The 21363-nt window shown below is 72.9% G+C and carries 15 protein-coding genes; 13 read left to right on the plus strand and 2 right to left on the minus strand.

Features of this window, described 5'->3' with window-relative positions; all coding sequences use genetic code 11:
* Positions 1–111: 111 nt before the first annotated feature.
* The 4 genes from shbA (at position 112) to OG948_RS22470 (ending at position 3852) form a co-directional block, all read left to right on the plus strand.
* A complete protein-coding gene (gene shbA / locus OG948_RS22455; protein ID WP_205354273.1) occupies positions 112–705 on the plus strand; it encodes an RNA polymerase sigma factor ShbA in 594 nt (197 codons plus the stop codon).
* Positions 702–908 carry a hypothetical protein gene (locus tag OG948_RS22460; protein WP_395871627.1) on the plus strand — a complete coding sequence of 69 codons (207 nt, stop codon included), beginning with the start codon at positions 702–704 and terminating at the stop codon, positions 906–908. The genes shbA and OG948_RS22460 overlap by 4 nt, the downstream gene beginning before the upstream one ends.
* Positions 909–1112: 204 nt before the next feature.
* The gene (gene guaB / locus OG948_RS22465) at positions 1113–2615 is read left to right on the plus strand and encodes an IMP dehydrogenase (protein WP_395871626.1); all 1503 of its coding nucleotides are present in this window, start codon (positions 1113–1115) and stop codon (positions 2613–2615) included.
* Between the two features lie 121 nt (positions 2616–2736).
* Positions 2737–3852 carry a GuaB3 family IMP dehydrogenase-related protein gene (locus OG948_RS22470; protein ID WP_406298214.1) on the plus strand — a complete coding sequence of 372 codons (1116 nt, stop codon included), beginning with the start codon at positions 2737–2739 and terminating at the stop codon, positions 3850–3852.
* On the opposite strand, the gene OG948_RS22475 is transcribed toward OG948_RS22470, so the two are convergent.
* The gene (locus OG948_RS22475) at positions 3830–4270 is read right to left on the minus strand and encodes a hypothetical protein (protein ID WP_406298215.1); all 441 of its coding nucleotides are present in this window, start codon (positions 4268–4270) and stop codon (positions 3830–3832) included. The two genes, OG948_RS22470 and OG948_RS22475, sit on opposite strands and share 23 nt — an antisense overlap.
* Before the next feature lie 181 nt (positions 4271–4451).
* Here OG948_RS22475 and OG948_RS22480 point away from each other — a divergent pair, with 181 nt between their 5' ends.
* From OG948_RS22480 to OG948_RS22510, 7 genes are all read left to right on the plus strand, one after another.
* Positions 4452–6158 (plus strand): glycerol-3-phosphate dehydrogenase/oxidase, encoded by a 1707-nt coding sequence (locus tag OG948_RS22480; RefSeq protein WP_406298216.1) that lies wholly within the window; start codon positions 4452–4454, stop codon positions 6156–6158.
* Positions 6159–6402: 244 nt separating this feature from the next.
* Positions 6403–8247, plus strand: coding sequence for a serine/threonine-protein kinase (locus tag OG948_RS22485; protein ID WP_406298217.1), 1845 nt, complete (start codon positions 6403–6405; stop codon positions 8245–8247).
* A gap of 39 nt (positions 8248–8286) precedes the next feature.
* The gene (locus OG948_RS22490) at positions 8287–10074 is read left to right on the plus strand and encodes a serine/threonine-protein kinase (protein WP_406298218.1); all 1788 of its coding nucleotides are present in this window, start codon (positions 8287–8289) and stop codon (positions 10072–10074) included.
* Positions 10075–10183: 109 nt separating this feature from the next.
* Positions 10184–11860, plus strand: a complete 1677-nt coding sequence (locus OG948_RS22495) for a protein kinase domain-containing protein (RefSeq protein ID WP_406298219.1) — start codon at positions 10184–10186, stop codon at positions 11858–11860.
* A gap of 223 nt (positions 11861–12083) precedes the next feature.
* Complete coding sequence (locus OG948_RS22500; protein ID WP_406298220.1) at positions 12084–13922, plus strand: serine/threonine-protein kinase; 1839 nt, start codon at positions 12084–12086, stop codon at positions 13920–13922.
* Positions 13923–13989: 67 nt separating this feature from the next.
* On the plus strand, positions 13990–15384 hold the full coding sequence (locus tag OG948_RS22505) for a dihydrolipoyl dehydrogenase family protein (protein ID WP_406298221.1): 1395 nt from the start codon (positions 13990–13992) through the stop codon (positions 15382–15384).
* Positions 15385–15485: 101 nt separating this feature from the next.
* Positions 15486–17069, plus strand: a complete 1584-nt coding sequence (locus OG948_RS22510) for a succinic semialdehyde dehydrogenase (RefSeq protein WP_406298222.1) — start codon at positions 15486–15488, stop codon at positions 17067–17069.
* A gap of 602 nt (positions 17070–17671) precedes the next feature.
* Here OG948_RS22510 and OG948_RS22515 read toward each other — a convergent pair.
* Entirely contained in the window at positions 17672–17956 is a 285-nt protein-coding gene (locus OG948_RS22515) for a chorismate mutase (RefSeq protein WP_406298223.1), read from the minus strand.
* Between the two features lie 291 nt (positions 17957–18247).
* Here OG948_RS22515 and guaA point away from each other — a divergent pair, with 291 nt between their 5' ends.
* Positions 18248–19837: a glutamine-hydrolyzing GMP synthase gene (gene guaA / locus OG948_RS22520; RefSeq protein WP_406298224.1), complete on the plus strand. Its 1590-nt coding sequence runs from the start codon at positions 18248–18250 to the stop codon at positions 19835–19837.
* A 300-nt stretch (positions 19838–20137) separates the two neighbouring features.
* Positions 20138–21334 (plus strand): hypothetical protein, encoded by a 1197-nt coding sequence (locus tag OG948_RS22525; protein ID WP_406298225.1) that lies wholly within the window; start codon positions 20138–20140, stop codon positions 21332–21334.
* Positions 21335–21363: the final 29 nt, after the last annotated feature.

Consider the following 21363-nt stretch of genomic DNA (forward strand, 5'->3'; position numbering starts at 1 on the left):
TGCGGTGATTGCCGTTGCCCGGGGGGCCGGATGAGTCCCCCGGGTCGGCATGGCCGCGATTCGGTCGCCGATCCCTGCATACTGAATGGCATGGGTGGGACCCCCGAGCGAATGCCGGACGAGCCGTACGAAGCACACGCGCAGGCCGACGACGGCATGCGTGCCGTCGTGGTTCGCGCGGTCCAGGGGGACGTGCAGGCGACCGACGAACTGCTCGCGTACGTGCGACCTCTGGTGTTGCGCTACTGCCGGGCCCGGCTCGGCCGGGTCTCCGGCGCCGAGCACGCGGCGGACGACGCCGCGCAGGAGGTCTGCCTGGCGGTGTTGTCCGCACTGCCGCGCTATCGCGACGAGGGCCGCCCGTTCGAGGCGTTCGTGTTCGGCATCGCGGCACACAAGGTGGTCGACGTGCAGCGTGCCGCGATGCGCGGCGCGGTGCCCACGTGCGATCTGCCGGAGGCGGTGGACGACCATCCCGGTCCCGAGGACCAGGTGGTGCGGCGCAGTGACGCCGCGCACGCCCGGGCCCTGCTCGGCCGCCTTCCCGACAACCTGCGCGAGTTGCTCGTGCTGCGGGTCGCCGTCGGGCTCTCCGCCGAGGAGACCGGGCGGGCGATGGGCATGTCGCCCGGCGCGGTGCGGGTCGCGCAACACCGTGCGCTGACTCGCCTGAGGGCGTTGGCGGGCGAGGAGAAGACCGCGTGAGCGGCGGCGGTGTGCGGTTCGGCGGCCGATCCGGCACCGCCGACCTGGGCCTGCTGCGGCAGGACGACGAACTCGTCGAGCAGTTGCGGCGGCGCCGTCCCACGCCCGCCCAGGACCGGATCGCCCGGCTGTTCGACGCGCTGCTCGCCGAGGTGGACGGCACCGCGGCGAACCGTCGCCGGGCGGTGCCCGACCGCTGCTGAGGCGGGTCGGGAATGGCGCGGACCCGGTGGGCGGTTGTGCTCACCATCGGCAAGCGGGCTCGAAGCACCGCGTGGGGCCAGTAGCATGAACCCTCAATCCACCCATCCGCTTGCCGAGAGCGCGTTTCCGCCGTACCCGGGGACCCGCCCTGTTCGGGGAGCGGGCCGGCGGAGCGGTCCATCGGAATACCTTCGGAAGGTGTCATGAGTCTCACGGCCGACGGCGTACCCGAGAAGTTCGCGATGCTCGGGCTGACGTACGACGATGTCCTGCTGCTGCCGGGCGCGTCCGACGTCGTGCCGAGCGAGGTGGACACCTCCGCCCGGGTCACCCGCAACATTCGCGTCCGGATCCCGCTGTTGTCCTCCGCGATGGACACCGTGACCGAGGCCCGGATGGCGATCGCCATGGCCCGTCAGGGCGGCGTCGGCGTGCTGCACCGCAACCTCTCGATCGAGGACCAGGCCGCGCAGGCGGACACGGTCAAGCGCTCCGAGGCCGGCATGGTGCTCGACCCGATCACCATCGGCGCGGACGCCACGCTCCAGGAAGTCGACGCGCTGTGCGCGCGGTTCCGGATCAGCGGCGTCCCGGTCACCGACGACAACGGTCGGCTGCTGGGCATCGTGACCAACCGCGACCTGCGCTTCGAGGTCGACCACTCGCGCCGGGTGCGCGACATCATGACCCCGATGCCGCTGGTCACCGGCAAGGTCGGCACCACCGGCGACCAGGCGATGGAACTGCTGCGCCGGCACAAGGTGGAGAAGCTGCCGCTGATCGACGACGCGGGCAAGTTGCGCGGTCTGATCACGGTCAAGGACTTCGTCAAGAGCGAGCAGTACCCGAACGCGACCAAGGACGCGGACGGCCGACTGGTGGTCGGCGCCGCGATCGGCACCGGCGACGACAGCTACCGCCGGGCCCAGGCGCTGGTCGAGGCCGGCGTCGACTTCATCGTGGTGGACAGCGCGCACGGCCACTCGCGCAACGTCCTGGAGATGATCGCCAAGGTCAAGGCGAACACCAAGGTCGAGGTGATCGGCGGCAACATCGCCACCCGCGACGGCGCGCAGGCGCTGATCGACGCCGGCGTGGACGGCGTCAAGGTCGGCGTCGGCCCGGGCTCGATCTGCACCACCCGGGTGATCGCGGGCGTGGGCGCGCCGCAGGTCACCGCGATCTACGAGGCGGCCCAGGCCGCCCGCGCGGCGGGCGTGCCGGTGATCGGCGACGGCGGCCTGCAGTACTCCGGCGACATCGCCAAGGCGATCGCGGCCGGCGCCGACACGGTGATGCTCGGCAGCCTGCTCGCGGGCTGCGAGGAGAGCCCCGGCGACCTGATCTTCATCAACGGCAAGCAGTTCAAGTCCTACCGGGGCATGGGCTCGCTCGGCGCGATGCAGTCGCGCGGCCAGGCCAAGTCCTTCTCCAAGGACCGCTACTTCCAGGACGACGTGCTCTCCGAGGACAAGCTGGTCCCCGAGGGCATCGAGGGCCAGGTGCCCTACCGGGGCCCGCTCTCCGCCGTCGCGCACCAGTTGATCGGCGGCCTGCGCGCGTCGATGGGCTACGCGGGCGCCGCGACCGTCACCGAGCTCCAGGACAAGGGCCGCTTCGTGCGGATCACCTCGGCCGGGCTCAAGGAGTCGCACCCGCACGACATCCACATGACCCAGGAAGCGCCGAACTACCACTCGCGCTAGATCGCGCCACACCCCGAGGGGCTTCGTCCGTACCGCGGGCGGGGCCTCTCGCCGGTTTGCCCGCCCCGTACCCTGGGATACGGGTTTTCCCATCCACCGATTCCAGCAGGAGAGGCGCAACGTGACTGAGGTCGAAATCGGCCGGGGCAAGCGTGGCCGGCGTGCCTATCACTTCGACGACGTCGCCATCGTCCCCAGCCGGCGGACCCGGGACCCCGAAGAGGTCTCGATCGCGTGGCAGATCGACGCGTACCGGTTCGAGCTGCCCTTCCTGACGGCGCCGATGGACAGCGTCGTGTCGCCGCAGACCGCGATCGAGGTCGGTCGCATGGGCGGCCTGGGCGTGCTCAACCTCGAAGGGCTGTGGACCCGCTACGAGGACCCGACGCCGCTGATCGAGGAGATCGGCGCGCTGGACGAGGACGCGGCCACCCGGCGGATGCAGGAGATCTACGCCGAGCCGATCAAGGAGGAGCTGATCGGCGCGCGGATCAAGCAGATCCGCGACTCGGGCGTGGTCACCGCCGCGGCGCTGTCGCCGCAGCGCACCGCGCAGTACCACAAGGCCGTGATCGACGCGGGCGTGGACGTGTTCGTGATCCGCGGCACCACGGTCTCGGCCGAGCACGTCTCCGGGCGCGCCGAGCCGCTGAACCTCAAGCAGTTCATCTACGACCTCGACGTGCCGGTGATCGTCGGCGGTTGCGCGACCTACCAGGGCGCCCTGCACCTGATGCGGGCCGGCGCGGCCGGGGTCCTGGTCGGCTTCGGCGGCGGCGCGGCGCACACCACCCGCGGCGTGCTCGGTGTCGCGGTGCCGATGGCCACCGCGGTGGCGGACGTGGCCGAGGCACGCCGCGACTACCTCGACGAGTCCGGTGGCCGGTACGTGCACGTGGTCGCCGACGGCAGCGTGGGACGCAGCGGCGACATCGCCAAGGCGGTCGCGTGCGGCGCGGACGCGGTGATGATCGGTTCGGCGCTGGCCCGGGCCGGCGACGCCCCCGGCGCCGGGCACCACTGGGGCTCCGAGGCGCACCACCCGGAACTGCCGCGCGGTCGGCGGATGAACCTGGGCGCGGTGGGCACGCTGGAGGAGATCCTGCTCGGTCCCTCGCACGTATCCGACGGTTCGATGAACCTGTTCGGCGCGCTGCGCCGGGCGATGGCCACCACCGGCTACTCGGAGCTCAAGAAGTTCCAGCAGGTCGAGGTCACCGTCTCGCCCGCACACTGACCGAAGTCCGCACACCGACGAGGTCCGCACACCGGCGCGGTCGCCGCCCGGGAAGTCGGTGCCCGGACCGAAGTTGCCGAACGGCCCCGAACACCCTTGGTGTTCGGGGCCGTTCGCGGTCGCGGTCGGCGCGGTCGGCGCGGTCGGCGCCGGGGGAGGTGTGTGCCCGCGGGGTGCCGTCGTCGCCGGTGAGCGCGAGTGCGGTGAGTACGCCCGCCGCGATCAGGACGACCACGAGCAGCGCCGCGACCGGTCCACCTCGTCCGGCCGGCAGCCCCTCGGGTGCCCGTACCTCCGTGAGCGCGACCTCGCGGCCCAGGGTGACGTCCCGGGCCCGCCGCACCGTGCCCACGCCGCCCGCGCCGAGGCGTTCGATCGGCTCGAACCGACCGTCGCCGACCATGCGTCCCGCGTCCACGCCGCCCCCGGAGCCGAGTACGGGGAACCGGCGCGCGCCTTCCGGCCACGGCGCCGGTGCCGGAACCCACCCGGAATGACAGGGCGCGTGGTCCGGCCGACGGGCATTGGGTAGGCGGGGGTGGGGCGAGTCGCCCGATCGGTGTGGTCCGGTAGGTGATGATCGGTTTCGGAGGTGGCTGATGCGGACCGCGGCGATGGGACCTCGGGCGCGCGCGCAGGCGTTGCGGCGGATGACCGAGCGCGAGTTGGACGTGGTCGTGGTGGGCGGCGGCGTGGTCGGCGCGGGCACCGCCCTGGACGCGGTCACCCGCGGCCTCTCGGTGGGACTGGTCGAGGCGCGCGACTGGGCGTCGGGCACCTCCAGCCGGTCCAGCAAGCTGATCCACGGCGGCCTGCGCTACCTGGAGATGCTCGATTTCGCGCTGGTGCGCGAGGCGTTGCGCGAGCGCGGACTGCTGCTGCACACCCTCGCGCCGCACCTGGTCAAGCCGGTGTCCTTCCTGTACCCGCTGCGCCATCGAGGCTGGGAACGGCCGTACGTCACGGCCGGGGTGACGCTCTACGACACCATGGCGGCCTCCACCGGGCGTGCTCGCGGGCTGCCCCGGCACCGGCAATTGACGCGGCGGCAGGCGCTGCGCCTGGCACCGGCGTTGCGCAAGGACTCGCTGGTGGGCGCGGTGCAGTACTACGACGCGCAGATGGACGACGCGCGGTACACGATGACGCTGGTGCGCACCGCCGCCGGCTACGGCGCGCACGTGGCCTCGCGCGCGACGGTGACCGGGTTCCTGCGCGAGGGCGAGCGGGTGGTGGGCGTGCACGTGCGCGACATGGAGACCGGTGGGACGTACGACATCCGGGCCGGGCAGGTGGTCAACGCCACCGGGGTGTGGACGGACGAGACGCAGGCCCTGGTCGGCGAGCGCGGGCAGTTCCACGTGCGCGCGTCCAAGGGCATCCACCTGGTGGTGCCCAGGGACCGGATCCACTCCTCCACCGGCCTGATCCTGCGTACCGAGAAGAGCGTGCTGTTCGTGATCCCGTGGGGGCGGCACTGGATCGTCGGCACCACGGACACCCGGTGGGACCTGGACAAGGTGCACCCCGCGGCCAGCCGGGCGGACATCGAGTACCTGTTGGAGCACGTCAACCGGGTCCTGGCGGTGCCGCTCACCCGGGAGGACGTCGAGGGCGTGTACGCCGGACTGCGGCCGCTGTTGGCCGGCGAGTCGGACGCCACGTCGCAACTCTCGCGCGAGCACACCGTCGCGCACCCGGTGCCCGGTCTGGTGGTGGTCGCGGGCGGCAAGTACACGACGTATCGGGTGATGGCCGCGGACGCGGTGGACGCGGCGGTGCACGGACTGGACCGCAAGGTCCCGCCGAGTTGCACCGAGACGGTGCCGCTGGCCGGCGCGGAGGGGTATCCGGCGCTGTGGAACGCGCGGGCCTCGATCGCGACGCGGACCGGGCTGCACGTGGCCCGGGTGGAGCACCTGTTGAACCGGTACGGGTCGATGATCGAGGAGGTGCTCGCGCTGATCGCGGACGATCCGGAGTTGGCCTATCCGCTGGACGGCGCGGACGACTATCTCGCCGCCGAGGTGGTGTACGCGTGCACCCACGAGGGCGCGTTGCACCTGGGCGACGTGCTGGATCGGCGGACCCGGGTCTCGATCGAGATGTTCGACCGCGGCGCGCGGGCGGCGCGGGCCTGCGCGGCCTTGATGGCGCGGGTGCTGGGGTGGGAGGAGGAGCAGTCGCGGCGGGAGGTGGAGTACTACCTCAAGCGGATCGAGGCGGAGCGGTCCTCGCAGGAGCAGATGGACGATCACACCGCGGACGCGGTGCGGCTGGGCGCCGAGGACATCGTGCCCGGGTGAGGCGGCTCCCGACCGTGCCCGCGGCGCGGGAGCGCCCCGCGACCGGCCCGCTCGGCACGGTTGATCGCGTCGCGGTTGGGGCACCTTCCGGGGCGTCGTCGCGTTCCATCGATACGCCGGCCAGGTGTCTTTCGGCGATGTTCGTCCCGGAACCGGTGGACCCCGCGCGCCGCCGGACTGGAGTATGGAAAGGGCAACCACCCGATCGCGCGGCGGGACCGCGGCTGCATGGGGAGCGAGAGACTTGACCGACCCGGAGGCACCCGAGCGTTTGGTCGCGGGGCGATACCGCCTGGGTGATCAACTGGGCCGGGGCGGCATGGGCACGGTCTGGCGGGCCGTGGACGCCATGCTCGACCGCGACGTGGCGGTCAAGGAGATGCGGCTGCCTCGCTACGAGGACGACGACGAGCGCGGCACGCTGAGCGCGCGGATGTTGCGCGAGGCGCGCGCGGCGGCGCGGATCGACCATCCCAACGTGGTGACCATCTTCGACGTGGCCGAGGAGGACGGGCGGCCGTGGATCGTGATGGAGCTGGTCCGCGGCCTGTCCCTGGCGCAGGAGCTGGACAAGGAGGGGCCGATCCCGTCCGAGCAGGTCGCCGAGCTGGGGCTGCGGCTGCTCGCGGCGCTGGAGGCCGCGCACGAGGCCGGCGTGCTGCACCGGGACGTCAAGCCCGGCAACGTGCTGCTCGCCCGCAACGGCCGGGTCGTGCTCACCGACTTCGGGGTCGCCTCGGTCGAGGACAGCGCCACGCTCACCCAGGCCGGCGCGATGGTGGGATCGCCCGAATACCTGGCGCCCGAGCAGATCGCGGGCGAGCCGCCCGGACCGGAGGCCGACCTGTGGTCGCTGGGCGCGACCTTGTTCGAGGCGGTCGAGGGCCGCCCGGCGTTTCGCCGCAACACGCACGCGGCCACGCTGGCCGCGGTCGCCGCGGGCCGCTTCCCGGAGATCTTCCTGGCCGGCCCGCTGACCCCGGTGCTCAAGGCGCTGATGGTCAAGGACCCGAGCCGGCGCGGCTCGCCGGCGCACGTGCGCGAACTGCTCCTGGCGGTCGTCGAGAGCGGTCCCAACCCGGCCGGCGGCCAGATCGCCGAGCGCTTCGTCCCGGACCGGACCCGGCCCGGCGCGGTCCGTCGGCACGGCGTGCGGGTGTCCGGCCATCCCCAGGCGCCGTCCGGGCCGCGCACGCCTCGGCCGCCGGGCAAGATCGGCGCCACCGCCTACCGGCCCGGCCGGGGCAGCCTGGACGAGACCTCGCCCAACGTGCGGCTGCCCCGCGAGGGCGGCGTCTTCCGGGCTCGCTACCGGCGCTGGCCGCGCTGGTGGTTCCGGCACTGGACGACCATCCTGACCTCGGTCGGCATCGCCACCGCGGCCGGCGCGCGCTGGTTGGCCGCGTTCGGCAACTGGACCGGGATGTACACGATCGTGCTGCTCGCGCTCGCGCTGAGCGTGTGGCTGGTGTTGCCGCACCGGCGGATCTCCCGATCGGTGCCGATCGCGATGTTGCTCGGGGTGATCGCCGGTGGAGCCTTGGAGGCCGCGCGGATCAATCCCGACCCGATCATCGTGGGTGCCCTGATCGGCGGCTGCCTGGTGGTCGGCCCGTTCGTGGACAACAAGGTGATACCGCGACTGCGCCGCCGACGGCGGACCGATCTGGGCTTCGCGCTGCCCGTTCCGGAGGGCTGGACCTGCACGGACAGCCCCAGCGGATTGACGGTGACCGATCCGGACCGGCTGATCTCGGTGACCGTGACGGTGGATCGGGGCATCGTGATGGCCCCGGAGGAATCGGTCGCGCACCGTGAGCACGGCAGCATCGGCGGCCGGGAGCGACTGGACGGCGAGGACTATGAACGGCTGCTCCTGCGGGCCACCGACTACCGCGGGCACGAGGCCGCGGAGTGGGAGTACGTGTGGCGCGGCCAGGACCTGATCCCCTACCACGGCAAGGACCTGGTGGTCCGCACCGCGTCCGGCGTGCGCTACTGGCTGACCGTACGCGGACGCGACGATTTGTGGGGGACCGCCGGCGCGTACTACGAGCACGCGCGTGGACACCTGTCGATCGCGGGCTGACCCGGGTCGACGCGGAGACGATCGTGTCGAGGGGTCGGAATGAGTGGGCGCGTGCTCGCGGGGCGGTATCGGCTGGTCGAGGTGCTCGGTCAGGGCGGCATGGGGGTGGTCTGGCGGGCGCACGACCCGACCATCGGGCGGGACGTGGCGATCAAGGAGTTGCGGCTGCCCGAGCACCTGGAAGCAGACGAGGTCGAGCGGCGCTCGGCGCGGATGCGGCGCGAGGTGCGCGCGGCGGGCCGGGTCCGGCACGCGAACGTGGTCACCGTGTTCGACGTCGTGGTCGAGGACGGCCGCCCGTGGATCGTCATGCAACTGCTGCCCGGCCGGCCGCTGACCGCGCTGATCGCCGAGGGCGCCATGGAGCCGGACCGGGCCGCGCGGATCGGCGCGCGGATGCTCGCGGGTCTGGCCGCCGTGCACGGGGTGGGCATCGAGCACCGCGACGTGAAACCCGCCAACGTCATGGTGGACGAGGACGACGGCGTGGTGCTGACCGACTTCGGCATCGCCACCCACGCGGACGCGCCCTCGGTCACCGAGACCGGTGCGACGGCGGGCACCCCCGAGTACATGGCGCCCGAGCGCGCGAGTGGGCAGCCGTCCGGGCCGCCCGCCGACCTGTGGTCGCTGGGCGTGACGCTCTACGAGATGGTCGAGGGGTACTCGCCGTTCCGCCGGGACAACCCGCTGGCCACGTTGCAGGCGGTCGCGGCCGGGACCTGCCCGCCGCCCGGGTGCGCCGGGCCGCTCGCCGAGGCCGTGCTCGGACTGCTCACCCGGGATCCGGCCGCACGGATGACGGCCGAGGCCGCGGCGCCGCTGTTGGCCCGGGTGGGCGGGAGCGGCGGGTCGCCGGCGCGCCCTGACGTCGAGGTCACCGAAGTGCGCGAGTCGATGCCCGTACCGGTCCCGCCCCCGGTTCCGCCTTCCATCCCGCCTTCCATCCCGGCTTCGGCCTCGCCTTCGGTCCGGCTCCCGGGCGTCGTCCCGCCGGCGCCGCCGCGGCCGGTCGGTCCGCCGCCGATGCCGGCCGGGCCGCCGACGCCCGCACCGACCGGGCGGCCGGCCCGGCTGTTCATCGTGCTCGGCACGGTGGTCGCGGTGCTGCTGACCGCCGCCGGAGTCACGATCGGCGTGCTGGTGGGGCGGAACGGGGCGGACCGCCCGGACGCGGCCTCGGCGAGCGGGCCGCGCCGTACGGCCCCGGTGGTCTCGGCCGGCCCCGGCGTCGCCCAACCGGACACGCCGGCGACCTCGACCGCCGGCGCCCCGACCGGTGCCGCCCGCCCGAGCGCCCCGACCGACCCGGGCGTCGTCGGGCCCGCGACGACGCCCGCGCGGGTGGACACCCTCGCTTCGACGAACCCGCCGGGCGGCTTCCGACGGGTCACCTCGCGCGGCGCGTTCACCGTCCTGGTGCCGGCCGAATGGACCGACCGCGACGCCGTCGGCGAGCGGGTCTACTACCGCTCGCCGGACGACCTGTACCGCCTCGGAGTGCGCCCGGACGCGTCCGACGCCAAGGGTGATCCGTGCGGCGAATTGGCCGTACAGGAGTCCAAGGGCCTGGGACCGGGCACCTATATCGGAAACGGAACGGACTACCATCTGATCCGGCTCGAGTGCACCACCGTGCACGGACAGGTCGCCGGACTCTGGGAGTTCCGCTGGAACGACCGGGGCACCGTGCGCCGATCGATCAACATGCGCTTCGTCGAGGACGGCCGGACCTGGGACTTCTGGGTCTCCGGTCCGGACTCCGGCTCGGCGCTGGTGCGTTCGGCCTTCGACGCGGCCCGCGAGAGTTTCGCGCCGGGCGCGTGATCGATCGCTCTCGGGCGGAACCTTCGGAGCACACCGGACGTCTTACCCGTGACGCCAATGACGCGCCGACGGGGCGGATCGGTGGTGTCCACGGTCTGGGGAGGACCACGTGGCACACGACAGCGGCTCGCACGGCCGCCTGGTGGATGGGCGCTATCGGTTGGGCGAACCGCTCGGGCGCGGCGGGATGGGCACGGTCTGGCTCGCCTTCGACGAGCTCTTGCGCCGGGACGTCGCGGTCAAGGAGGTCCGGATACCGGACGACCTGGACGAGATGGAGACCCAGGGGCGCTGCGAGCGCGCGCTGCGCGAGGCCCGCGCGGCGGCCCGGATCACCCACCCCAACGTGGTCACCATCTTCGATGTCGCCGAGGACGACGGGCGTCCGTGGATCGTGATGGAGCTGGTCCGCGCCCCCTCTCTCACCGACGTGCTGGAAGAGGGCCGGATGGCCCCGCACGAGGCGGCCGAGGTCGGCCTGGCGGTGCTCGCCGCGCTGCGCGCTGCGCGCGCCGCCGACGTGCTGCACCGGGACGTCAAGCCCAGCAACATCCTGATGGCGCCCGGCGGTCGGATCGTGCTGACCGACTTCGGCATCGCCACCGTGGCCGGCTCGGTGACGCTCACCGCGACCGGGATGCTGGTCGGCTCGCCCGAATACCTCGCGCCCGAACGGGTGCTCGGGCGTCGGCCCGGCCCGGCCTCGGACCTGTGGTCGCTCGGGGTGACGCTGTATCAGGCGGTGGAGGGTTTCTCGCCGTTCCGGCGCACCGGCGCGATGGACACGCTCAGCGCCGTGCTCACCGACGAGCCCGCGCCGCCGCGCCAGTCCGGCGCGCTGTGGCCGGCGATCGAGGCGTTGCTGCGCAAGGACCCGCTGGAGCGGGCCGACGAGGACGACACCGAGCGTCTGCTGATGGCCGCGATGGTCAGCGGCGGCGCGCCCGTTCCCCAGGAGCCGAGCGCGGAGCCGATCCCGCCGGGGACGGCGACGGTGGAGGACCCGGGCGGTGTGCGGGGCGTGACCCGGTCGTCCTGGCAGCAGGCCCCGCAGTCGCCGGAGACCCCGCATACCCCGCAGATGCCGCCGCCGATCTGGCAGCAGGAACCGCCGGTGAGCCCGGCGCCGCCGTTCGGCGCGGTGAGCCGGGCCGATCCGGACGGTGCGACGGGCGGGTATCCGCTGACCGGGTCGCACGCCTATTCGCCCGCCGACGCGGTCCACGGGTCGGAGACCGCCGACGACCGGCCCAACCCGGTGCTGATCGGCGCGGCCGCGGGTGCCGCGGCCCCCGGCGACCGCGCGGCCAAGAAGCGGCGCAAGACCATCCTCCTCGGCGGCATGGTCGCCGCGGCGGTGACCGCGCTGGCGATCTGCGTGCCGGCCGCGATGGGCGGACAGAGCGGCAACGGCGGCAACTCCGACGCGCCCCGGCAGGGCGGCTCGTCGCAGGGCGCCTCGGCGGCCGCGAACCCGCAGGGCACCGGCAACCGCAGCGACGTGCTGCACACCGCGGGCGGTTCGGCCGGCACCGGACAGAGCGGCACCGGCACCTCGGGCAACAGCAGCCAGGGCGGCGGGTCGACTCGCACCTCTCGGCCCACCACCTCGAACACGGGCAACCCGTCCACGTCGCGCCCGCCCACCTCGCGCCCGCCGACCACCACCTCGCCCCCGCGCACCACGGCTCCGGCGACCACGCGCCCGCCGATCGACCCGACGAAGGGCGGCGGCGGGGCGAGCGGCGCACCGCGGAACCAGGGCGACGCGACGGCGGCGAACTGATCCCGGTCGGCCGGCACGCCGTAGGGTGTGCCGGCGATCCCCGATCGCCCGCCCGGTCGAGGGCGTGTCCTCGGTCGCCCGACAAGGGACCGAGGACACCCTCCAGGGGCGGTCGACGCGCCCGAGGCTTGCTTCCTCCCGCCGATCCCGGGGTCGCATCTAATGTGACGGGTTCTAGTCTGGAGATGGCCGGCGGGACAGTCGGCTGACGCGGGGAGGGTACGTGGCACAGACCGGGGGCACGCGCGGCCGGATCGTCGGCGGGCGCTACCGGTTGGGCACCATGCTCGGCCGAGGCGGCATGGGCACGGTATGGCGTGCCGTCGACGAGATGCTGCACCGTGACGTCGCGATCAAGGAGTTGCGACTGCCCGACCACCTCGACGACGAGGAGAAGGAGCTAGCCCGCGAACGCACGCTGCGCGAGGCCCGTTCGGCCGCCCGGATCGGTCATCCCAACGTGGTCACCATCCACGACGTGGTCGAGGACGGCGGCGTCCCGTGGATCGTGATGGAGCTGGTCGAGGCCCAGTCGCTGGCCGAGATCCTGGAGACCCAGGGCACGCTGACCCCGGCGGACGCCGCCGAACTCGGCATCAAGGTGCTCGACGCGCTGCTCGCCGCCGACGACAAGGGCGTGCTGCACCGCGACGTCAAGCCCGCGAACATCCTGGTCACCCCGCACGGTCGGGTCGTGCTCACCGACTTCGGGATCGCCACCGCGACCGGCACCGCGACGCTCACCACGACCGGCATGCTGGTCGGCTCGCCGGACTTCCTGGCGCCCGAGCGGGCCGAGGGCAAGCGTCCCCTGCTCGCCGCCGACCTGTGGTCGCTGGCGGTCGTGCTCTACATGGCGGTGGAGGGCCGGAACCCGTTCCGCCGGGGCACGATGATCAGCACGCTGAACGCGATCCTGACCGATCAGGCCGATCCGCCCCGGCACGCGGGCGGGCTCGAACCGGTGATCGACGGCTGGCTGATCAAGGACCCGGACCTGCGGATGGGGGTCGAGGAGGGCGCCCGGATCCTGCGCGACGTGGCGAACTCGACGCCGTCGCGGCAGTTCGACGCGGTCCCTCCGCCGCCCACGCACAGTCCCGCACCGCAGACCCCGACCACCCCGGTCGGGGCGTACGACCCGCACCAGCACGCGCAGCCCGGCTCCGACAGCGGCGCGACCCAGCACCCCGGCGGCAACACGCCGCCCACGGCGTGGTCGCAGCCGGCGCACTCGCCCGCCGACGCGGCGATGTCGTCGACCCGCACCGGGTCGCCGGTCGGCGACCCGCCGCACCGGCCGCCGACCCCGCCGGAGCCGTACCGGCCGACGCCGGAGCCGCGTCGTGGCGGCAGAGGGCGGGTCGTGGCGGTCGTCGCGCTCGTGGTCGCGCTGATCGTGGGCGGTGTCGTGGTGGGTCTCGTGGTCACCAAGGACAAGGACAAGGGCGACAAGGCGGGGACGAACCCGGCTTCGTCGGGCGAGGTCACCCCGGGGCCGACGGGGAGCAGCGCGCCGAACCCCACACCGCCGGGCAGCACTGCCCCGACGACGCCTCCCCCGACCGTCTCGGGCCGACCGGCCAACCCGCCCGCCGGCTACGAACTGGTCCGCGACCCGCTCGGGTTCTCGATGTTCATGCCCTCGGGCGCGACTCGCAGTCTGACCGGCGTCAACCGCGACCAGATCAAGTACCTGACGGCGGACAAGAAGACGGTCTACCTGATCGGCGCGACCCCGGTGGGCAACGATCCCAAGGGAAACTTCGAGACGATCGAGCCGACGGCGCAGAAGCGGACCGCGTACAACCGGCTGCAACTGCGGGACTTCACCCCCGTTCCGCCCGGCTCGCGCAAGGCGGCGCTGTGGGAGTACACCTGGCAGGGCGACCCGATCGGTGAGGACACCACGAAGCGGGTGCCCAGTCACGCGATGAATCTGGGCATCGTGACGAACGGCAACACGGACTACGCGTTGTACGTGGCGTCCTACGAGTCGAACTGGGACTCGTTCTCGCGGGACCGGTTCGACAAGATGACGGAGTCCTTTCAGGGCCGCTGACGCGTGAGTTCGGGCCGAGCCCCGGGGTACGGTCCGGGGGAGCCCAGCCATCCCCGGAGGTACGCAAGTGACCACGCAGCGCCCCGAAACTTCCGCACCCCTCGACGTCGACGTGATCGTCCTCGGTCTCGGCGTGGGCGGTGAGGCCGTCGCCGGCAACCTGGCCTCGGCCGGCTTGGAGGTCGTGGGCATCGAGGACGGCCTGGTCGGCGGCGAGTGTCCGTACTGGGGGTGCATCCCGTCCAAGGCGATGGTGCACGCGGCCGGCGAGGCACGGCACCGGGAGCATCCCGACTGGTCGAAGGTCGCCGCGCGGGTGCGCGAGTTGACCGCCGACTGGAACGACCGGGCGGCGGTGGACCGACTGGTCGACAAGGGCATGACGTTCGTTCGGGGCGCCGGCCGGATCACCGACGTGGACACGGTCGAGGCGACCGACGCGGACGGCGTCGTGCGGCGTTTCCGGGCCCGGCACGCGATCGTGGTCGGCACCGGCACCAAGGCGTTCGTGCCGCCGATCGAGGGCCTCGCGGGCACCCCGCTGTGGACCAACCGCGAGGCGATCGAGGCCGACCGGGCGCCGCGCTCGCTCGCGGTGCTCGGCGGCGGCGCGATCGGTCTGGAACTCGCCCAGGTGTTCGCCCGGTTCGGCACCGACGTGACGATCGTGGAGAACGGCGAACGGGTGCTGGCCGTCGAGGACCCGGAGTCCTCGGAAACGGCCGCGTGGGCGCTGGGCGAGGACGGTGTGCGGATCCACCTGGGCGTGCGGGCCGAGCGGGTCGCGTACGACGGCAGGACGTTCACCCTCTCGTTGTCCGACGGGCGCTCGATCGAGGCGGAGAAACTGCTCGTGGCCACGGGCCGGCGGGTGGACATGGCCGCACTCGGCGCCGAGGCGCTCGGCGTCGATCCGCACGCGCACGCGCTGCCGGTGGACGGGCAGTTGCGGGTGCGGCCCGGTGGTGAGCCGCCGGCGGTGTGGGCGGTCGGCGACGTCACCGGGCAGGGCGCGTTCACCCACGTGGCGATGTACCAGTCGGCCATCGTGACCAAGGCGGTCCTGCACACGATCGGTCGCGGCGCGGCGGGCCCGGACGCGGACCACAGCGCGCTGCCGCGGGTGACGTTCGTCGACCCGGAGATCGGCGCGGTGGGTCTGACCGAGCATCAGGCCCGGGCCGCCGGGCTCACCGTGCGGATCGGCCTCGCCGACCTGGCCGCCTCCTCGCGCGGCCACATCACCGGCGCGCGCGGTTTCGTGAAGGTGATCGAGGACGTCGACCGCGGCGTGCTGGTCGGCGCGACGGCCGTGGGCCCGGCCGGCGGCGAGATCCTGGGCGCGCTCGTGGTCGCCGTGCGCGCGGCGGTGCCGGTGGCCACACTGCGGGACATGATGTACGCGTATCCGACCTACCACCGCACCATCGAGTCGGCGCTGGCCGATCTCGACACGGACTGAGCGGCGCCGGCCGGTCGATCCGGCGGGCACGGACGTGCCGTGCCCGCCGCGCACCGGACGGTTCTTGTTACCGCCAAGTAGTGCTGTCTAGGCTGGACGGCATGACGGACATCGCAGCGCCCGCGCCCGCAGCAGCATCCATCGACCTGCCGAGCCTGCCCGCCGAGCGGCTCGCCCGTCGCGTCGTGACCGGCCCCGTGCCGACGATGGTGACCACCCGCAGTCCGTTCGACGGCTCGCCGATCGCCGAACTCCCGGAGTCCACCCCGGAGAACGTGATCTCCGCGTTCGCCCGCGCGCGGCTCGCGCAGACCGCGTGGGCCAAACGTTCGGTGCGCGAGCGCACGGCGGTGTTCCTGCGGTTCCACGACAAGGTCCTGGAGCGTCAGTCGGAGATCCTGGACATCATCCAGACCGAGACCGGCAAGGCGCGCAAGCACGCGTTCGAGGAGGTCCTGGACGTCGCGCTGTGCTCGCGGCACTACGGCCGGCGCGCCGCGGGCTACCTGCGCGAGCGCCGTCGGGCCGGTGCGCTGCCGGTGTTGACGAAGGCGATCGAGGTGCGTCACCCCAAGGGCGTGGTCGGCCTGGTCTCGCCGTGGAACTACCCGCTGGCGCTGTCCATCGGCGACGCGATCCCGGCCTTCGTCGCGGGCAACGCGGTGGTGATGAAGCCGGACACGCAGACCGCGTTGACCGCGCTGTGGGCCCAGGACGTGCTGATCGAGTGCGGCCTGCCCGAGGACCTGTGGCAGATCGTGCTCGGCGACGGCCCGGTGGTGGGCACCGCCGTGGTCGAGGGCGCGGACTACGTCGGCTTCACCGGCTCCACCCGCACCGGCCGCGAGGTGGCGCAGCGGGCCGCCGCACGCCTGGTCGGCGCGTCGCTGGAGTTGGGTGGCAAGAACGCGATGATCGTGTTGCCGGACGCGGACCTGGACCGGGCCGCCGAGGGCGCGGTGCGCGCGTGCTTCTCCTCCGCCGGACAACTGTGCATCTCGATCGAGCGGATGTACGTGCACGCCGACATCCACGACGCGTTCCTGGACCGCTTTCTGGCCCGGATCCAGACCATGCGGCTCGCGGCCGGCTTCTCGTGGGACACCGACATGGGCTCGTTGGTCTCCCGCCGTCAGTTGCACGCGGTGAGCAGGCACGTGGACGAGGCCCGGGAGGCGGGCGCGCGGGTGCTGATCGGCGGCACCGCGCGACCGGACCTGGGTCCGTTGTTCTACGAGCCGACGGTGCTCGCCGACGTCACGCCCGAGATGGCGGTGTGCGCCGAGGAGACGTTCGGGCCGGTGGTGTCCGTGTACCCGTTCACCGAGGAGGAGGACGTCGTCACCCGCGCCAACGAGACCGCGTACGGGCTCAACGCGAGCGTGTGGACGCGCGACACCCGGCGCGGCGGCGCGCTCGCGCGGCGGCTGCGCGCGGGCACGGTCAACGTCAACGAGGGCTACGCGGCGGCGTACGGCAGCGCGGGCGCGCCGATGGGCGGCATGGGCGACTCCGGCCTCGGCCGACGGCACGGCGCCGAGGGGATCATGAAGTTCACCGAGGCGCAGACCGTGGCCACCCAGCGGCTGCTCCCGATCGCCGCGCCCTTCGGCATGAGCGACGAGCAGTGGGCCCGCTCGCTGACCCTGTCGTTGCGGATCATGAAGACCCTCCGGGTGCGCTGACCCGCCGCGTGCGCCGACCGACCCCGCGCGCGCCGATTCCGCGTGCGCGCCGACGCTCTGCCGGTGCGGCCGCGCGCGGTGCGGTGCGCGCCGGCGCGGCGTGCGGCTCGCGGGGCGTGCGGGTGCGCAAGGGTGAATTCCGATCGCCGGGGGAGCCCGGGATGGGCGCCGGAAAGTCGGGACAAAATGACATCTATCGAACGATTAATGATCATCATTTGCGCTAACCGGACGTCCCCGGCTCGGCTCCGCGGTTCCGCGGAACCACCGAACCGGGCCGGGAATCCCGCTACTCTTGGCGCTGCCGGCGGCAATGGCGTGAAAGATCCGCTTTGCGGTGAATGAGGCACGCCGAAGCGCGGCGCGTTCGGGCCGATCCGCGGATCGGCCCAAGGCGCGGCGGCCGGTGTCGAGCGTCCCCGACACCGGCCACCGGCGGGGTTGTGACCGGTTGCTGTCCCCTGCGTCCCGGTCACGGCACCAACGCGAGGTCCCACGGCGCACCGATTGAGCGCGCCTCATCGCGTCGGCGGTCCTGCGTTGCCCGGCCCGCGCATCAAGCGGGCCGGCCATCAGTCACAACGACGGCCGGCGCGGTGAGGTTACGCCTGCGGCCGGACCCGACCCCGACACAGCTCCAAAAGCGTCAGCGCCACGGTCGTGCCCGGCTTGCCCAAGCCCTCGCGGTAGCGGGCGATCACCTCCATCTCGCGGGACAACTGCACCCGATTCCCGCCGGACGCGACGCGGACCCGCTGAATCTCCGCCGAGGTGTCCACCCGCTCGGTGATCAGCGCGATGATCCGCCGGTCGAGATCGTCGATCCGGGCCCGGCCCGCGCCGATCACGTCGTCGGGGGACTGCGGGTTCGTGGTGGTGTCTGCCATCGATGGCCTGCTCTCCGGAGAGGGTCCGTGCTCCGGGGCGGCGGCGGTGAACGCGAAGACGCCCCGGGTACCGGACCCGGGGCGTCTTCGTCTGCCTGTGGCTGTACTCGTTCAGGCGGTGACGGCGGCGCCGGGGATCCCGGTGCCATAGGTAAAGCTGCGCGTCACGCCGAACGAGGACATGGCCGTCAGTATGCCGGGCCCGCCGGCGCGGACACCAGCCGGGGTCACCCGGGCGGCGCCGGTAGAATCGGCATCCACCCCTTTTTTCGCTTCGCCGGAAGGCCCCTCGTGACCTTTGCCAGCCCGGACGGGGGCGGCACCGAGACCGTCCTCGTCGTCGACTTCGGTGCCCAGTACGCCCAGCTCATCGCCCGCCGGGTGCGCGAGGCCCGCGTGTACAGCGAGATCGTGCCGCACAGCATGCCCGTGGCGGAGATGCTCGCGAAGCAGCCGGCCGCGATCATCCTGTCCGGCGGCCCCTCCTCGGTGTACGCGGACGACGCGCCCAGCATCGACCCGGCGCTGTTCGAGGCCGGCGTGCCGGTGCTCGGCATCTGCTACGGCTTCCAGGCCATGGCGCAGTCGCTGGGCGGCGTGGTCGAGAAGACCGGTCTCGCCGAGTTCGGCGCGACGCCGCTGACCGTGACCGGGACGACCAGCACGCTGTTCGACGGGCTGCCCACCGCGTTGTCGGTGTGGATGTCGCACGGCGACTCGGTCTCCGGCGCGCCCGAGGGCTTCACGGTCACCGCGACCAGCGCGGGTGCGCCGGTCGCCGCGATCGAGAACGACGGGGCGCGGCTGTACGGCGTGCAGTACCACCCCGAGGTGATGCACAGCGAGCACGGCCAGGCCATCCTGGAGCGCTTCCTGAAGGTGGGCGCGAAGCTCTCGGCGAACTGGACGATGGTCAACATCGTCGAGGAGCAGGTCGAGCTGATCCGCGAGACGGTCGGCGACAAGCACGTGATCTGCGGCCTGTCCGGCGGCGTGGACTCCGCGGTCGCCGCGGCGCTCGTGCAGCGCGCGGTGGGCGACAAGCTCACCTGCGTGTTCGTGGACCACGGGCTGCTGCGCAAGGGCGAGCCCGAGCAGGTCGAGCGCGACTACGTGGCGGCCACCGGCGTCTCGCTCAAGGTGGTGAACGCGCAGGAGCGCTTCCTGACCGCGCTCGCCGGGGTCACCGACCCCGAGGAGAAGCGGAAGATCATCGGGCGCGAGTTCATCCGCGTGTTCGAGCAGGCCGCGGCCGAGGTGGTCGCCGAGGCCGGCGCGCACGGCGAGGAGGTCGAGTTCCTGGTCCAGGGCACGCTGTACCCGGACGTGGTCGAGTCCGGCGGCGGCACCGGCACCGCGAACATCAAGTCGCACCACAACGTGGGCGGGCTGCCCGAGGACCTCCAGTTCAAGCTGATCGAGCCGCTGCGCAAGCTGTTCAAGGACGAGGTGCGCGCGGTCGGCGAGCAGTTGGGCCTGCCGTCCGAGATCGTCTGGCGCCAGCCGTTCCCGGGCCCCGGGCTGGGCATCCGGATCATCGGCGAGGTCACCGCGGACCGCCTGGAGATCCTGCGCGAGGCGGACGCGATCGCACGTGAGGAGTTGTCCCGGGCGGGCCTGGATCGGGAGATCTGGCAGTGCCCGGTCGTGCTGCTCGCGGACGTGCGCTCGGTCGGCGTGCAGGGCGACGGCCGTACCTACGGTCACCCGATCGTGTTGCGCCCGGTGTCCTCCGAGGACGCCATGACGGCCGACTGGTCGCGGCTGCCCTACGACCTGCTGGCCCGGATCTCCAACCGGATCACCAACGAGGTCCGGGAGATCAACCGGGTCACGCTGGACGTCACCAGCAAGCCCCCGGGCACCATCGAGTGGGAGTAGTCCCCACCCGCTCGCACGTGCTTTCGCCGGCCTCCGCCCGATTTCGGACGGGGGCCGGCGGTCCGTTCGGGACTTGCCCGGGTCTGCTCGGCGAGCCGGCGGGACGCCTTGTGGGACACGGAAGTTGACGTTGCGTCGGGTGTTCGATCGACAATCCGTGCGATCACCCGACCGGGCCCGTGCGACCTCCCTCGGATGCGGCACAATGTGCCGCTGAACGAGCACGTTCGTATGTGGTGGTGGGGAGGGCGTGGCGAAGTGGCGCACGGTGTCGGTGTGCACGGACCGGACTGTCATTGCGTGGTCCGGGAGGAATACCGCAGGACCGTCGCCGATTTCGAGACGTTGCGGCGGGCATTGGCCCGCAAGGAGGGTGTGCCCTCGGCGGTCGCCCACTCCGACGGCGGCGCGCGCCAGTGGATCTCCGACGAACTGCGGGGCAAGGCACAGGAGTTGGCCGCAGTGCGCCGGGCCCAGGGACGCGCCTGGCTGCACGTGCTCGGCGGGCGCGCGCTGATCGTGTTGTGGCTCCTGGTCGCCGTACTGGTCCTGGTCCAGGCACTCACCGCGATCGGCGCCGGCTGGACCGGCTCGCGCACCGCCGGGATCGTGGCCGCCGTGGTGGTCGCCGGAGCGCTCAGCGTGGTCGGGTGGGCCGCCCGGGCGGGCGGCGGCGTGTTCGCGCCCGTACGGGGCCTGGACGGCCGTCTGTCCACCTCCAAGGCGGTCGCCGCGCTGTGGATGGTGGCGCTGATGTACTGCTTCGCCTTCCTGGGCATGCGGCTCGCCTCCGCGTCCGGGACCGGCGATCGCGATCGGCTCCTGGACCGGCTCGGCGACATCGCGCTGGACCAGATCACCCTGGTGGCGGCGCCGCTGCTCGCCGCGGTGGCGGTCCGCCGCATCGTCGGCGACAAGGTCGGCCGACGCGTGCTCCAGAAGTTGCGCGCCGACCAGGCCTCGCTGCGCGACCTGGTGACCGACGACGCGGGCCGGGCCTCCTTCGTGGACGCGCAGTACGTCCTGGTCAACCTGGTCGCGGTGGGCTTCGTCGTGGTCGGCCTGGCCCGCGACCCGGACCGGCTCCCGGACATCCCCGCCACGCTGGTCGCGCTCGCCCTGGTCTCGGTGGTCACCTACCTCGCGGGCAAGCTGGCCGAGAACGACCGCCCGGTGATCCTGTCCGTGGTCCGCGTGCGCACCCGCGGCGACCTGGACTCGGCGGTGCGCCAGGGCGACGACATCGAGGTACGCGGGATCAACCTCGCGGCGGGCGGCTCGCACGAGGCGGACCTGCTCGCCCGGGTGGTGGTCAAGTTCGGCGCGGTGCACGTGCACGCCCCGCTGATCCCGGCCGACACCGGATTCGCCAACCCCTCCGACGCGTGCGTGGTGGTCCCGGTCCCGGTCGACGTGGACCCGGGCCGGGTGGAGTTGTGCGTGGTGTCCGCCTCCGGTGTGGAGTCGGCGCCCTACGAGATCCAGATCTCCGGCTAGTCCGCCTCCCTCTCCCCGGCGGTTCCTCG

Origin of the sequence: Embleya sp. NBC_00888 (assembly GCF_045207655.1) — a bacterium.
Lineage (GTDB): Bacteria > Actinomycetota > Actinomycetes > Streptomycetales > Streptomycetaceae > Embleya.